This window comes from Chryseobacterium sp. 3008163, assembly GCF_003669035.1.
Lineage (GTDB): Bacteria > Bacteroidota > Bacteroidia > Flavobacteriales > Weeksellaceae > Chryseobacterium.
Genome location: NZ_CP033070.1, coordinates 4,503,172 through 4,517,926, shown reverse-complemented (window position 1 = coordinate 4,517,926; position 14,755 = coordinate 4,503,172). Strand labels below are relative to the sequence as shown.

General features: G+C 34.7%; 15 protein-coding genes and 1 tRNA gene. 14 read left to right on the top strand and 2 right to left on the bottom strand.

Features of this window, described 5'->3' with window-relative positions; genetic code table 11:
• Positions 1-128: 128 nt before the first annotated feature.
• Positions 129-995: an SPFH domain-containing protein gene (locus EAG08_RS21025; protein WP_129537156.1), complete on the top strand. Its 867-nt coding sequence runs from the start codon at positions 129-131 to the stop codon at positions 993-995.
• Positions 996-1,151: 156 nt separating this feature from the next.
• Entirely contained in the window at positions 1,152-1,280 is a 129-nt protein-coding gene (locus EAG08_RS22810; RefSeq protein WP_262696767.1) for a hypothetical protein, read from the top strand.
• 112 nt (positions 1,281-1,392) lie between these two features.
• Here EAG08_RS22810 and EAG08_RS21015 read toward each other — a convergent pair whose 3' ends face one another.
• Entirely contained in the window at positions 1,393-1,587 is a 195-nt protein-coding gene (locus tag EAG08_RS21015) for a hypothetical protein (RefSeq protein WP_129537155.1), read from the bottom strand.
• Positions 1,588-1,651: 64 nt separating this feature from the next.
• On the opposite strand from EAG08_RS21015, the gene EAG08_RS21010 reads away from it, so the two are divergent.
• The 12 genes from EAG08_RS21010 (at position 1,652) to EAG08_RS20955 (ending at position 13,823) form a co-directional block, all read left to right on the top strand.
• Positions 1,652-3,271 carry an aldehyde dehydrogenase family protein gene (locus EAG08_RS21010; protein ID WP_129537154.1) on the top strand — a complete coding sequence of 540 codons (1,620 nt, stop codon included), beginning with the start codon at positions 1,652-1,654 and terminating at the stop codon, positions 3,269-3,271.
• A gap of 68 nt (positions 3,272-3,339) precedes the next feature.
• The gene (gene lat, locus EAG08_RS21005; protein WP_129537153.1) at positions 3,340-4,665 is read left to right on the top strand and encodes an L-lysine 6-transaminase; all 1,326 of its coding nucleotides are present in this window, start codon (positions 3,340-3,342) and stop codon (positions 4,663-4,665) included.
• A 63-nt stretch (positions 4,666-4,728) separates the two neighbouring features.
• Positions 4,729-4,959: a DUF2007 domain-containing protein gene (locus EAG08_RS21000; RefSeq protein WP_129537152.1), complete on the top strand. Its 231-nt coding sequence runs from the start codon at positions 4,729-4,731 to the stop codon at positions 4,957-4,959.
• Positions 4,960-5,117: 158 nt separating this feature from the next.
• Positions 5,118-5,636, top strand: a complete 519-nt coding sequence (locus tag EAG08_RS20995; RefSeq protein ID WP_129537151.1) for a GNAT family N-acetyltransferase — start codon at positions 5,118-5,120, stop codon at positions 5,634-5,636.
• A gap of 203 nt (positions 5,637-5,839) precedes the next feature.
• Entirely contained in the window at positions 5,840-6,304 is a 465-nt protein-coding gene (locus EAG08_RS20990) for a GbsR/MarR family transcriptional regulator (protein ID WP_129537150.1), read from the top strand.
• A gap of 2 nt (positions 6,305-6,306) precedes the next feature.
• A complete protein-coding gene (locus tag EAG08_RS20985) occupies positions 6,307-7,491 on the top strand; it encodes an efflux RND transporter periplasmic adaptor subunit (protein WP_129537149.1) in 1,185 nt (394 codons plus the stop codon).
• Positions 7,491-10,637, top strand: coding sequence for an efflux RND transporter permease subunit (locus tag EAG08_RS20980; RefSeq protein WP_129537148.1), 3,147 nt, complete (start codon positions 7,491-7,493; stop codon positions 10,635-10,637). The genes EAG08_RS20985 and EAG08_RS20980 overlap by 1 nt, the downstream gene beginning before the upstream one ends.
• A gap of 21 nt (positions 10,638-10,658) precedes the next feature.
• Entirely contained in the window at positions 10,659-12,071 is a 1,413-nt protein-coding gene (locus tag EAG08_RS20975; protein ID WP_129537147.1) for an efflux transporter outer membrane subunit, read from the top strand.
• Positions 12,072-12,214: 143 nt separating this feature from the next.
• Entirely contained in the window at positions 12,215-12,703 is a 489-nt protein-coding gene (locus EAG08_RS20970) for a GNAT family N-acetyltransferase (RefSeq protein ID WP_129537146.1), read from the top strand.
• Positions 12,704-12,705: 2 nt separating this feature from the next.
• Complete coding sequence (locus tag EAG08_RS20965; RefSeq protein WP_129537145.1) at positions 12,706-13,185, top strand: MarR family winged helix-turn-helix transcriptional regulator; 480 nt, start codon at positions 12,706-12,708, stop codon at positions 13,183-13,185.
• A 157-nt stretch (positions 13,186-13,342) separates the two neighbouring features.
• Positions 13,343-13,416: transfer RNA gene (locus EAG08_RS20960), tRNA-Ala, on the top strand.
• Between the two features lie 35 nt (positions 13,417-13,451).
• The gene (locus EAG08_RS20955) at positions 13,452-13,823 is read left to right on the top strand and encodes a hypothetical protein (RefSeq protein ID WP_129537144.1); all 372 of its coding nucleotides are present in this window, start codon (positions 13,452-13,454) and stop codon (positions 13,821-13,823) included.
• A 139-nt stretch (positions 13,824-13,962) separates the two neighbouring features.
• Here EAG08_RS20955 and EAG08_RS20950 read toward each other — a convergent pair whose 3' ends face one another.
• Complete coding sequence (locus tag EAG08_RS20950) at positions 13,963-14,634, bottom strand: hypothetical protein (protein ID WP_228446673.1); 672 nt, start codon at positions 14,632-14,634, stop codon at positions 13,963-13,965.
• Positions 14,635-14,755 lie beyond the last annotated feature (121 nt).

The following is a 14,755-nucleotide window of genomic DNA, read 5'->3' as shown; positions in this document are numbered from 1 at the left end:
AGGAAAAAAGAACATTCCAAAAATTGAAATTTTATCATTTGAAAAAATTTAAAACTTATAATTTATAATTCAAAACTTTTACATATCTTTATGATATCAAATTAATATCACTTTAAAAATAAAAGATCATGGAAAAAGTTTTAAAACCTATGTCAGGCTATCTTGCCCTCGTTATTTGTTTAGTATTATTGGGAGCTTCAGGTTACCTTTTTGTTACCGGAGTTGACGAGAATATCACATTTGTTATTTTAGCAATTGCATGTTTTCTGTTGAGCTGTTTCTTTATGAAAGGTTTAATGATTATTCAACCAAACCATTCAAGAGTTTTGAATTTCTTTGGAAAATATGTTGGTTCGGTAAAAGACAACGGATTATTTTTTATCAACCCTTTGTATTCATCACAGAAAATGTCTCTGCGCTCTGAAAACCTCCAAGGGCAAACATTAAAAGTAAACGACAAAATGGGAAATCCCATTGAAATTGGTGTCGTAATGGTTTGGAAAGTAGGAGATACTTACAAAGCAGCTTTTGACGTTGAAAGATATTCAGATTTTGTAAAAATGCAGAGTGAGGCTGCCGTTCGTCATTTGGCCATGAGTTTTCCTTATGATAATCTGGAAGACGACCATGCACCAATTACTTTAAGAGAAGGTGGTGAAAAAATCAACTCTATTCTTGAACAAGAATTAACCGACCGACTTTCAAAAGCAGGAATTATCATTCAGGAAGCGAGAATTTCTCATTTGGCCTATGCATCGGAGATTGCAGGCGCAATGCTTCAAAGACAACAAGCGACAGCAATTGTGGCAGCAAGAACAAAAATCGTAGAAGGCGCAGTCGGAATGGTGGATTTAGCATTAAAGAAAATATCAGAAGAAAATATCGTTGAATTGGATGACGAAAGAAAAGCAGCTATGGTAAGTAATTTAATGGTCGTTCTTTGTGGCGAAAAAGCAGCACAACCGATTTTAAATGCAGGAACATTGTACAATTAAGGTTGAATTAAAAAGGATATTTTTAATGAATTTAATTTAAAAAAAACTCCGTGTTCTTAGCTAAGTGAAACGCCTTTGCTAACTTAAAAGCAGTTAGTAGTAAAAAAATCTTTGCGAACTTTGCGTTAAAATAATTAGTTTTTAAATCTGCTAAAAATGAAATCTCAGAACCCAAAAAACTCGTCAGAAACCCCGGCAAAAAGCAAAAATCTTTTGTCATCAGGATTGATGAGTCTACTTATAAGTTACTTGAAAAATGGGCAAATGATGAGTTCAGAAGTGTAAACGGACAAATAGAATATTTGCTCAATCAAAATTTAGTCAATTCCGGGAGGAAGAAAAAGAATAGAATAAGTTTAACTAAAATGAAAAGCAGAGAAGAGATTCTTTGCTTTTTTTATTGAAAAATTCCTGTAAAATAACCACTGATGATGGTCCAGAAGTTTTTACCAAGAAAATAAATCAGTGTAGAAGTGATAATTCCTTTTACCGTAAAAAAAATAATTCCGCCAATCCCGAATTTCTTCAGCATTTTCTTCCATCTAGATTTTTTCTCTTCATCAGGTTCTTGTACAGATTTATTGGTTTCCATTCCTGAAAGTGTGTAAATTATCCTGCAAAGATAAATATGTTTATAATGATTCCAAATAAAAATAATGTTAAATCATAAAAATTTTACCATTCCCAATATTCTTTTTATCTTAGGCAAAACGAAAAGTAACATTTATGTCAAAAAAATCAAAGATTTCGGAATTGAAAAATCTTTAAAAAATCTCGGAATAAAAGATGAAAATAAGGGAACCTCTATGGGAGGTAAATTTTTCGCTTCCGGGAAAACAATCGAAAGTTATTCACCGTCAGACGGAAGATTAATCGGAAAAATAAAAACTTCAGCAGAGAAAGATTACGACAAAGTAATTGAAACTGCACAGCAAGCTTTCAAAGAATTCAGAATGATCCCTGCTCCTAAGAGAGGAGAGTTTGTAAGACAATTGGGTCAGAAATTAAGAGAATATAAAGACGATTTGGGGAAACTCGTTTCTTACGAAATGGGAAAATCTTTACAGGAAGGTCTTGGTGAAGTTCAGGAAATGATCGACATCTGCGATTTTGCGGTAGGTCTTTCAAGACAGCTTCACGGGTACACCATGCATTCAGAAAGACCAGGTCACAGAATGTACGAACAATATCATCCACTTGGAATTGTGGGTGTGATTACCGCTTTCAACTTTCCGGTGGCTGTTTGGGCTTGGAATACCGCTTTAGCTTGGATTTGCGGAAACGTTACCATCTGGAAACCATCAGAAAAAACTCCTTTCTGTGCAATTGCTTGTCAGAATATCATGATAGAAGTTCTAAAAGAAAACAATCTTCCAGAAGGTATTTCGAGTGTTTTGGTTTCAGATCACGAGATCGGACAAAAATTAGTCGATGACAAACGAGTTTCATTGATTTCATTTACAGGTTCAACCAAAGTAGGAAGAATGGTTTCTTCTAAAGTGGCTGAAAGATTCGGAAAATCAATCCTTGAATTGGGCGGAAACAACGCCATCATTATTTCTAAAGATGCCGATCTGGATATGTCAATCATTGGAGCTGTTTTTGGAGCGGTAGGAACTGCAGGACAAAGATGTACTTCGACAAGAAGATTGATTATTCATGAAGATGTTTATGACGAAGTAAAGAACCGTTTGGTAAAAGCTTACGGACAATTGAAAATTGGAAATCCTTTGGATGAAAATATGCACGTTGGACCGCTTATCGACGTTCACGCAGTGAATCAATACGAATTAGCGATTGAAAACTGTATTCAGGAAGGTGGGAAATTTGTTGTGGAAGGTGGAGTTTTGAAAGGGAAAGATTACGAATCAGGATGCTACGTAAAACCGTGTATCGCTGAAGTTGAAAATTCTTTTGAAATCGTACAGCATGAAACTTTTGCACCAATTTTATATTTAATTAAATACAAAACCTTAGAAGAAGCTATTGAAATTCAGAATGATGTTCCTCAGGGATTATCTTCTGCAATTATGACGCAGAACTTGAGAGAAGCAGAATTATTCCTTTCTCAAGCCGGTTCAGACTGTGGAATTGCCAACGTTAACATTGGAACTTCAGGTGCTGAAATTGGCGGAGCTTTTGGTGGTGAAAAAGAAACAGGAGGCGGAAGAGAATCTGGCTCTGATGTCTGGAAATACTATATGAGAAGACAAACCAATACGATTAATTACACGGCAAGTCTTCCATTAGCTCAGGGAATTAAATTTGATTTATAAATATTTTAAAAGCTGAGTTTTGATATTTAAATTACTCACTGCTTATTACCAATTACTCATTTAAAAATATGGACAATACACTAGAAACAAAAATAAATAAAGTAAAAGAAACCGTTGGAAAACACGTTCTGGCAGACGGTTTTGATTTTGTCATGGACATAGAAAACTCTCATGGATCTTGGATTCATGATTCACTTACAGGTAAAAATTATCTGGATATGTTTTCAATGTTCGGTTCGGCTTCGATTGGATATAATCATCCTTATTTGGTTGAAAGATCTGAATGGTTAGGCAAAATGGCCATCAATAAACCCACTTTGGCAGACGTTTATTCTAAAGAATATGCAGACTTTTTGGAGACTTTTGAAAGAGTTGTAATGCCAGAAGAACTTCAGTATGCATTTTTCATTGAAGGTGGAGCAATGGGTGTTGAGAATGCGATGAAAGCATGTTTTGATTGGAAAACAAGAAAAAATTTCGACAAAGGTCTTGATATTGAAGCCGGAATTTGTATTCATTTTAGACAGGCATTTCACGGAAGAAGCGGTTATACTTTGAGTTTAACAAATACTTCAGACCCCAGAAAATATCAGTATTTCCCAATGTTTGAATGGCCAAGAATTCTAAATCCAAAACTGACTTTCCCGATTACTGAAGAAAATCTTGAAGAAACCATCAATAATGAAAGATTAGCATTATTAAATATTGGTGAAGCAATTTTATCAAATCCTGACAAGGTTGCGTGCATCATCATCGAACCAATTCAGGCAGAAGGTGGCGACAACCATTTCAGAGATGAATTTTTTGTTGAATTAAGAAAATTGTGTGACGAGCATGAAGTTTTATTAATTTTTGATGAAGTACAAACAGGAATCGGAATCACAGGAAAAATGTGGTCTTTTGAACATTTCAGTGTAAGACCGGATATTATTGCTTTTGGTAAAAAAACTCAGGTTTGTGGAGTTTTAGCGAACAAAGAAAAATTTGATGAAGTTCCAAATAATGTTTTCAGAGAAAGCTCAAGAATCAATTCAACTTTTGGAGGTAACTTTATTGATATGCTGCGTTTCCAATTGGTAATGGAAGTGATTGAAAAAGAAAATTTAGTTGAAAATGCAAGAATTGTTGGTGACTATTTATTAGAAGGCTTACAAAACTTAGCTCAAAAATATCCTGAGAAAATTTCTAATGCAAGAGGAAGAGGGTTGATGTGTGCCATTGATTTGCCGACACAAGAACAAAGAAATGATTTGAGAGATATCTTATTTGAAGAAGGATTAATCATACTTTCATGTGGCGATCAGTCAATACGTTTCAGACCGCATTTGAATGTTACAAAAGAAGAAATTCAGATTGCTTTAGACAAAATTGAGAGCAATATTAATAAAATTTAAAATTTCAAAATTTGGAATTGTAAAAAAAACATCCTATATTTAGATACTCAAAATGTATATTATATGGAACGTAACACGAGAGTATCAGTTTTTGAAAGTGATAAACCTTCAGAAATTCAGTTGATCAAGTCTAAATTAGAGGATGCGCAAATTACCAATGCCGTAGAAAATAATTATCTTACTTTTACGACAACGCCTACTGCGACATCGCTGAAGGTAATGGTAGATTTGCAAGATGAGAAGAAAGCATTTGATGTGATTGATGCTTATCTTCAACAAAATCAGAATCAATAAAAATCAATTTCATAATTTTAAATTTTACTACTTCGGAACCGAAAATTAATTCAAATTAGTTTTCGGTTTTTTTTGTCAAATTTAAAAAATGTAATTATTGATTATCAAATAATAAATCATTACACATGAAATTTTTAAATCTTAAAAAAACAAACTCAATGACTCAAAATAATACCATCAAATTCAGGAAAGCAGAAATTTCAGATAAAGATATCATCTGGGAAATCATTCAACAATCTATTGAACGAAGAAGAATTGATGGCAGTACACAATGGCAAAATGGTTATCCAAATGAGCAAACAGTTGAAAGTGATATCGCTAAAAATTTCGGATTTGTATTTACGGTAAATGATGAGATTGCCGTATATGTTGCCTTGATTTTTAATGATGAACCGGCCTACAGTACTATAGATGGAGCTTGGCTTACCAATGGTGAATTTGTTGTCATTCATAGAGTTGCAGTTTCTGAGAGGTTTGCAGGACAAGGTCTTGCCAAAAAACTATTCGATGTCATTGAAGACTATGTAAAGTCTCAAAATGTGCATAGCATAAAGGTCGATACCAATTTTGACAACTACGCAATGCTCAAGATTTTAGAAAATAAAGGGTATATTTATTGTGGTGAAGTTCTTTTGAATTCCGGAATGAGAAAAGCGTTTGAAAAGGTATTGATTTAAAAAACTTCAAAAGGTTAAATCAGTTTCGATTGATTCTTTAAGAAACTATATATTCATAAACTCTATTGAGTTTGTTCGTTTAGTTCCGAACTAAGTTTTACTTTTGTTCAGATTAATATGCTATGGATTGTAGTTAGTGATTTTCAGATCAACTGAAATATTTTTAACATTACAGAGCTATTACTAACAAATAATTTCTACCTATGAATAAAAGTATAGAAATTGACGAGAAGATCTTTCAGGATGCAGTAAAGTTTTGCAGCACGATGTTTAATCTTCCTCCATTGGCTTCTAAAATCTATTCCTATCTTATTTTCGATTTTGAAAAGGTAGGAATTACTTTTGATGAATTTGTGGATGTTTTTTCAGCAAGCAAAAGTTCGGTTTCCACCAATATCAAATTGCTGCTCAATGCTCAATTGATTATTGATGTAAATAAAATAGATGAGCGAAGAAGGTATTTTTACACCAACACCGAGTACAAGAAAGTGAGGTTTGAAAAGATTGTTCAGAAAATGCAGGACGAGCTCAACCTGATAGAAGCCCTTCGGAAATTCAGAAAATTAAAGAAAGTAGATGACAAGGATTTTGAAGATAAAATGGAAGTCTACAAATCTCTTTTAAATAAAAATATCGTAAATATTCAGGAATCACTTAATAAACTATAAAAATGACAAACAAGCTTATACTATTTTCTGTAGCAGCATTTTCTCTGACTGCCTGCAAAAAAGAAGCTCCGAAACAGGATGGTCCCAAACCATTTCCTGTAATATCAGTAGAAAATAAAAATATAACGGGATACGATATTTTCCCTGCAAGTATTCAGGGTAGAGTAAACAATGACGTGAGAGCCAAAATTTCGGGTTATATCACTCAGGTTTTGGTAGATGAAGGGCAATATGTAACGAAAGGACAACCTTTATTCCGTCTAGAAACTAATACTTTAAATGAAACTGCAGCAGCAGCGAAAGCAGGAGTAGGTGCCGCACAATCTAATATTGCAGCAGCTCAGGCGGCAGTAAATGCAGCACAGGTTGAAGTAAACAAGTTGAAACCTTTGGTTGAAAAAAATATTATCAGCAATATTCAGCTTCAAACTGCACAAGCTAATCTTTCTCAGGCTCAGGCTCAGGTTCAGCAGGCAATCGCTGCAAGACAACAGGCAAATGCAAATTACAAAGGAGCAGCTGCTAATGTTGATTATTCAATTATTCGTGCGCCTATATCCGGTGTGATTGGTAAATTACCTTTAAAAGTAGGAAGTTTAGTAGGACCAACAGACCAAATGGCACTAACGACGATTTCAGATACTTCAGAAGTATTTGCCTATTTTTCAATGAATGAAAAAGAATATTTCGATTTCCTTGAAAAATCTGTCGGAGCATCTGTTCCTGAAAAAATAAAAAACCTTCCGATGGTTGAATTACAATTGGCAAACGGAAGTTTATATCCTGAAAAAGGAAGAATAGAGGCTATTACAGGTTCTATCGACGCAACAACCGGAACGATTCAGTTCAGAGTTGCATTCAAAAATGCACAGAAACTTTTAAGCAACGGAAATAGTGGAACGATAAGATTCCCTAAAACATTTGACAATGTTTTGGTGGTTCCGGAAAGTGCAACTTATGAACAGCAAGGTATTGTTTACGTTTATAAAGTTGAAAAAGACACCGCAAGAAATACCGTTGTTGAAGTAATCGAAAGAATTGACAATTTAGCTTTAATAAAATCCGGGCTTAAAAAAGGTGAAGTCATTATTGCAGCAGGTACAGGAAACATTAAGCCTGGAACTGCCGTAAAACCTAAAAAAGTAAGCATGGATAGTCTTGTACAATCAGTAAAACCGAAATTCTAATGATAAAGAACTTTATTAACAGACCGGTTTTATCCACTGTAATCTCCATCCTGATCGTTATTCTCGGGGTTTTGGGACTTACAGCGCTTCCGGTTACACAGTATCCCGACATTGCACCGGCAACAGTGAGTGTGAGAGCAAACTATACCGGAGCCAACGCTGAAACCGTAATGAAGAGTGTGGTTGTTCCTTTGGAGGAGCAAATCAATGGTGTTGAAGGAATGGATTACATTACTTCAACAGCTGGAAACGACGGTTCGGCTCAGATTCAGGTGTTTTTCAAGCAGGGAGTTGATGCAGATATTGCTGCGGTAAACGTACAAAATCGTGTTGCTAGAGCTTCCCCTTTACTACCAAGTGAAGTGACAAGAGCGGGTGTTGTTACTCAGAAACAGCAGACAAGTGCATTGATGTACCTTTCTTTCTATTCTGAGAATAAAAATATTGATGACGTTTATCTTCAAAACTTTTTGAATATCAACGTTATCCCAAATCTTCAAAGAATTAATGGAGTAGGTGAAGCCAACGTTTTTGGTGGAAAAAACTACTCAATGAGAGTTTGGCTAGATCCTGCTAAATTGGCAGCATATGGAATTACACCAACTGAAGTTACAACTGCCATCAATGACCAAAGTAGAGAAGCAGCTGCAGGATCTTTAGGTCAAAACAGCGGAAGCTCTTTCGAATATATCATCAAATATGTCGGAAAGTTTAGTGAAAAAGAGCAGTACGATGACATTATCATTAAATCTCTTCCGGATGGCCAGAATTTAATGCTGAAAGATGTTGCTAAAGTAGAATTAGGTGGACTTTCTTATTCTGGAGTTGGTGAAAATGGTGATAATCCATCAATCAGTATGGGGGTTTTCCAGACTCCGGGATCGAATGCTCAGGAAATTATTGAAAATATCAAAAAACAGCTTAAGGAAAATGAAGGTTCATATCCTGAAGGCGTAAAATATACTTTTAACTTTGATACTAATGAGTTTTTGGATGCATCTATCGAAAAAGTAATTCATACTTTGATTGAAGCATTTATCTTGGTATTCATCGTGGTATATATTTTCTTACAGGATTTCAGATCAACTTTGATTCCGGCGATTGCGGTTCCGGTTTCGATCGTGGGTACCTTCTTTTTCCTAAATTTATTTGGATATTCATTAAACTTACTGACGCTTTTTGCTTTGGTACTGGCAATTGGTATTGTGGTCGATGATGCGATTGTCGTCGTCGAGGCTGTACACGCCAAGATGGAAAATGGTGTTTCTAATGCTAAAAAAGCAACCGTTGAGGCAATGGATGAAATCACAGGTGCGATTATCTCGATTACTTTGGTAATGGCAGCGGTATTTATTCCGGTAACATTTATTACAGGTCCTACCGGTGTATTTTATCAGCAATTTGGGATTACTTTGATTATTGCAATCATTATTTCAGCGGTAAATGCATTGACGTTGAGTCCGGTTTTATGTTCATTATTCTTAAAACCACACGAAGATCATCACGAAGATTATAAAAATAAAAATTTCATTCAGAAGTTCTTCTATAAATTTAATATCGGTTTCAAAACTGCAACTGACCGTTACGGAAGAGGATTTAATTTCCTGATTAAACATAAATGGGTGACTGTAGTTATTCTTATCGTTACAGGAGGAATTATCTATTGGGCTAACGGAAGCATGAAAAAAGGTTTCGTACCTACAGAAGACAGAGGAATTATCTTTACCGATGTTCAACTTCCTCCGGGAGCATCGATGGAAAGAACCTACAATGTTTTGAAAACTTTGCAGAAAGACGCCATGAAGATTCCTGGAATTCAGAATGTCACGATTTCTACGGGAAGAGGATTATTATCCGGAAACGGTAGTAATAACGGACTTGCCTTCATTAAATTAAAACCTTTTGACGATAGAAAAGGAGATGGCTTATCTTCTGAAGAAATTTCGAAACGATTATTTGGTCTAGCAGGAAAAGTGCCGGATGCGAAAGTAGTATTCTTCCAGCCGCCAAGTGTGCCGGGATTCGGTAACAGTGCAGGTTTTGAAATGGTACTTTTGGATAAATCAGGAGGTGATTTTGCTGAATTGGATGCTAAAACCAACGAATTCATCGGAAACTTAATGCAGAGACCGGAAATTGAATTTGCTCAGACTTCATTCAATACCAAATATCCGCAGTACATGATGGAGATCAATGTTCCTTTAGCTAAGCAAAAAGGAGTTTCTGTGAATGATATTTTGGCAACGATGCAGGGATATATCGGTGGAATTTACGGAGCTGACTTTACTAAATACGGAAAACAGTTCAGAGTAATGATTCAAGCACTTCCTGAAAACAGAGTCAGTGCAGAAGATCTTAATCAATATTATGTGAAGACAAGTTCAGGAGAAATGTCACCAATTTCACAGTTTGTAAGTTTGAATAAGACTTATGGTCCACAATCTGTTGGTCGTTACAACTTATTTACTTCGGTGAAAATCACAGGAGCCAACAAAGCCGGATTCAGTTCTGGTGATGCGATTACTGCGGTTCAGGAGGTTGCAAAAGAAACCTTGGATCAGAATTATGATGTTGAATTTACAGGTCTTACAAGAGAAGAATTAAGTTCAGGATCTCAGACATTATTGATCTTTGCTTTGAGTTTAGTATTCGTTTATTTCATCCTTTCTGCTCAGTACGAAAGTTACATTTTGCCTTTGGTTGTAGTTATTTCACTTCCTCTTGGGGTGATGGGCGCTTATTTCGGACAGAAAATAATGGGATTAGAGAACAACATTTACTTCCAGATTGCATTGATCATGTTGGTTGGATTATTGGCGAAAAATGCGATTTTAATTATCGAATTTGCGGTTCAGAGAAGACATCATGGTGAAACAATTGTAGAGTCGGCAATTAATGCAGCTAAGGCTAGATTGAGACCGATTTTGATGACGTCATTAGCCTTTATCTTCGGTTTATTACCATTGGTTTTAGCAAGCGGAATTGGTGCTGTTGGTAACCGATCAATTGCAACAGGTGCTTCGATTGGACTATTGATAGGTACGATCTTAGGAGTTTTTGTAATTCCTGTGTTGTACGTGGTTTTCCAGACGTTACAGGAGAAAATCAAGCCAATCAAACCAAAAGACATCAATTTAGCTGAATAAGAAATCTTTAAGATTTAAATAATGAAAAATTTATCAATAATAAAAGGAACTGCTTTTTCAGTGCTTACCGCTCTTGTCATTACTTCTTGCCATGTACGAAAGGAGTATGAAAGACCTGCAGCTGTAGTAGATGAAAAACTCTTCCGTACAGATATGCTTCCACAAGATAGTACAAGCACGGCAAATGTTTCATGGAAAGAAATATTTACCGATCCTATTCTTCAAAAGCATATTTCTAAAGCTTTAGAAAACAATTTAGATATAAGAATCGCTCTGCAGAACATTACTTCTGCAGAAGCGTATTTAAGGCAAAGTAAAGCTGCTTATCAACCAACATTAACCGTTGGTCCTGGTTACACTTTTCAGACTCAGTCTTTGAACACTCAGTTTGGGCAGATCATTGGAGAGAGAAGATATGTGAACCAATTTGATATTACCGGAAGTATTGCGTGGGAAGCTGATTTGTGGGGGAAACTGAAAGCTCAGGAGAAAGCTCAGTTGGCAACGTATTTAGGAAATGTTGCTGCACATCAGGCAGTGAAAAGTGATTTAGTTTCATCAATCGCTTCAAGTTATTATCAATTATTGACTTTAGATGATCAGAAAAAAATCATTCAGGAGACGATAAAAATCCGTGAGAATAATCTTGAAACTACGAAAGCGTTAAAAATTGCCGGAACTTTAACGGAAGTTGCAGTTCAGCAAAGTCAAGCCTTAGTTTATAATGCACAGTCTTTGTTAATCGACATCGATACTCAGATTCAGCAATTGGAAAATACAATGAGCTTGTTAATGGGTGAACCTTCACAAGCGATTGAAAGATCAACTTTAGAAGGTCAAACACTTCCTGCGAACTTTGCATTGGGCTATCCTGCCAATTTATTAGCAAACCGTCCGGATGTAATGCAGGCAGAATTCAACCTTATGAATGCTTTTGAATTAACAAATTCTGCAAAAGCACAGTTTTATCCTACATTGAAATTGACAGGAAGCGGTGGATTACAGTCAGTGGATATTGATCATTTGTTCAGTGTTAACTCACTTTTTGGAAGTTTAATCGGAGGTTTAGCTCAACCTATTTTAAACAAAAGACAAATAAAAACCAATTACGAAGTAAGTCTTGCAAATAAAGAAACGGCTTATCTAAACTTTAGAAAAACAGTTCTTACCGCCGGAAAAGAAGTTTCTGATGCCATCAGAGTATTTTCTGTACAAGATTCTTTTATTGATTTAAAAACAAAAGAATTGAATGCTTACAAAAATTCGGTAGAATATTCTCAGGAATTGGTGAACTACGGGATGGCTAACTATCTTGAAGTATTAAACGCCAATGTAAACTCGCTGAATGCCGAGCTGAACATTTCTAATGCACAATACAGTAAAATGAAAGCCGCAGTAGATTTATACAGAGCCTTAGGTGGTGGTTGGAAATAAATAAATTGAGCATTAGTATTAGACTAATGAATCAAAATAAATTGAACGTATGCTGTTTTCAGCATACGTTTTTTTATGATTATTTTTAAATTTCACTTGTATATACGTAGTTAACTACGTAGTTTTGTACATAAATAAATTTTATGTTAAAAATTCAACAGATCGACAACCAATATTCAGAATCAGTTATTGATTTAATTTTGAATATTCAGCAGAAAGAATTTAATGTTCCCATTACTATTGACGACCAACCAGATCTTCTTCATATTGATGAATTTTATTTAGCACCTGGCGGGAATTTTTGGGGAGCATTTATCAACGATAAACTTGTAGGAACAATCGCTTTGGTGAAGTTTGATGAAAAAGCTGCTGCAATCAGGAAAATGTTTGTCAAAAAAGAATTCAGAGGAAAGGAATACAGCATTGCCCAAAAACTGTTAGAAATACTTATTACATACTGTCGTAAAAATAGTATTGATGAAGTTTATTTAGGAACGGTATCTATATTACAAGCAGCATTACGTTTCTACGAAAAGAATCATTTCTCGATTATCAAAAAGGAAAAACTGCCATCAAAATTTCCTTTGATGAATGCTGATAATGTCTTTTGTTTCCTCGATTTAAAATCTTAATTATGAATGTCATCAACGAATCAGGTATCTTGGCTTTATCGACCAGATTACAAAGACTCAGTGAACAGTTGCGCAAAGACGGAGCATTACTTTATAGAGAATTCGGAATCGATTTTGAGCCAAAATGGTTTCCCGTAATTTTCACATTACATCATAAAAAAATATTGAGTGTTGTAGAAATCGCCAATGAAATCGGATACAGCCATCCTTCGACCATCAGTTTGTTAAAAGAACTTGAAAAGCAAAAAATGATCATTTCTAAAAAAGATAAATCGGATGAGCGTAAACGTTTGATTGAATTATCCCCAAAAGGTTTAGATTTAATAGAAAAAATGCAACCAGTTTGGGAATTAGTTTCTACAATTTTAGGTGAAATAGCAGACAATAACAATCACTTGCTGAGGGCAATAGAAGAAGCAGAAGAAAAATTGGCGGCGCAATCATTTTTGCAGCGAGCAATACAAATGAAAAATACGAAATAGCTCTTTTTAATTTTTATCATTTCTTTAAAGAATTTTTAGAAAATTGAAATTGTCTTTAGATTAAAGCATTTTCTTAAATAAAATTTAACAAATTATTTGCAAATATGGTTTAATTACTTACTTTTGTACCGCTTCGTGTGAAAAGCGCAAAGATGACGGGGAATTAGCTCATTTGGCTAGAGCGCTACACTGGCAGTGTAGAGGTAACGGGTTCGACTCCCGTATTCTCCACTTAAACAAAACTTTATCAAACCATATTAAAAGCTATGAAGAAACTTTTTTTACTTTTAGTGACTACTTTTTTACTAATAGGATGTACCGCTGATGACGAAACAATCTATGATTACATCGGAACTTGGTCTGGGACATACACAGGAAGCGATAAAGGAGTGTGGAATTTTGTGGTTTCTGACGATGGTAATGTTAAAGGCACAATGCATTCTGAGGTCAATAACGAAAACTATAATATCTCAGGTCATTTAGATGATTCAGGACAATTGACAGCAGAACTTGGTTTGCCGTCTGACGGTCAGTTTTCAGGAACTTTAACGCCTGATAAAAAAGGGAGCGGAAACTGGACAAACGCAGTACCAACGCCAACAAGAAGCGGTGCTTGGATTGGAGAAAAGAATAAATAATTTCTAAATTATACTATTGAAAACCTGTAAACAAAGTTTACAGGTTTTTTTGTGTTTCCAAGTTATATATTCATTATAAAAATCTGCTGAATCAGCTCAATTTGCGAGAAAAAATCAATTTTCTATTTTAAAATTCAATTTAAACAAATCCCATCTTAATAATTTCATCATCTTTTTTCAAAACTACAAAGTGGAATAGCACATCATCCTCCGAGAAGTGTTTAAAAAAAACATATTCATTAAGCGGTTTTTCTGCAGAAATAATTTCTTTAAAATGTTCTGATTGATATTCTTCAAAATCTATTTTCAAAGTTTCAACAATGATTTCATCAACGTTGATATTTTTATTTAAAACTAAGCTGTAATCCCATAATCCCGCAGAAATTGATACTGAATTTTCAAGACTTGGAATATTTCCAAATTGAAAGTCTCTTAGCATTTGTAAACCTGCATCTGTAGCAATTCCGTTTTTTACATTTCTTTTTCCTTTGTCCAAAATGATATCTAAATCTTTAATCTCAGTCATGAGCTTTGCAAACTTCTGATAGAGTAGGGCGTCATCACATTCTTTAATATAGGACTCCAGACATTGCCTGAAAGCTTTACCGATCTTAGAGCAATGACCAAATTCTGAACTGTTCTGACGAACTTTTTCGTACGATGCGCTTTTCTTGAAAGCATTTTTATTAAAGCCACTTTTCTTCCGAACGACATTTTTACCATTCAGATTATAAAAAACCAAATCTCCTACCGTTCCGTTAATTTTTAAAAAGCTTTCATACGTTGCCATGTTATCAATATTGAACTTCAAATATAATAATTATTTTCAGATATTATAATTTTAACATATAATTATAGTATAGTTGTAGTATAGTTATAGTATAATTAAATTTTTATATTTATATTTGTGTTAATTAATGAGGTAGACTAAA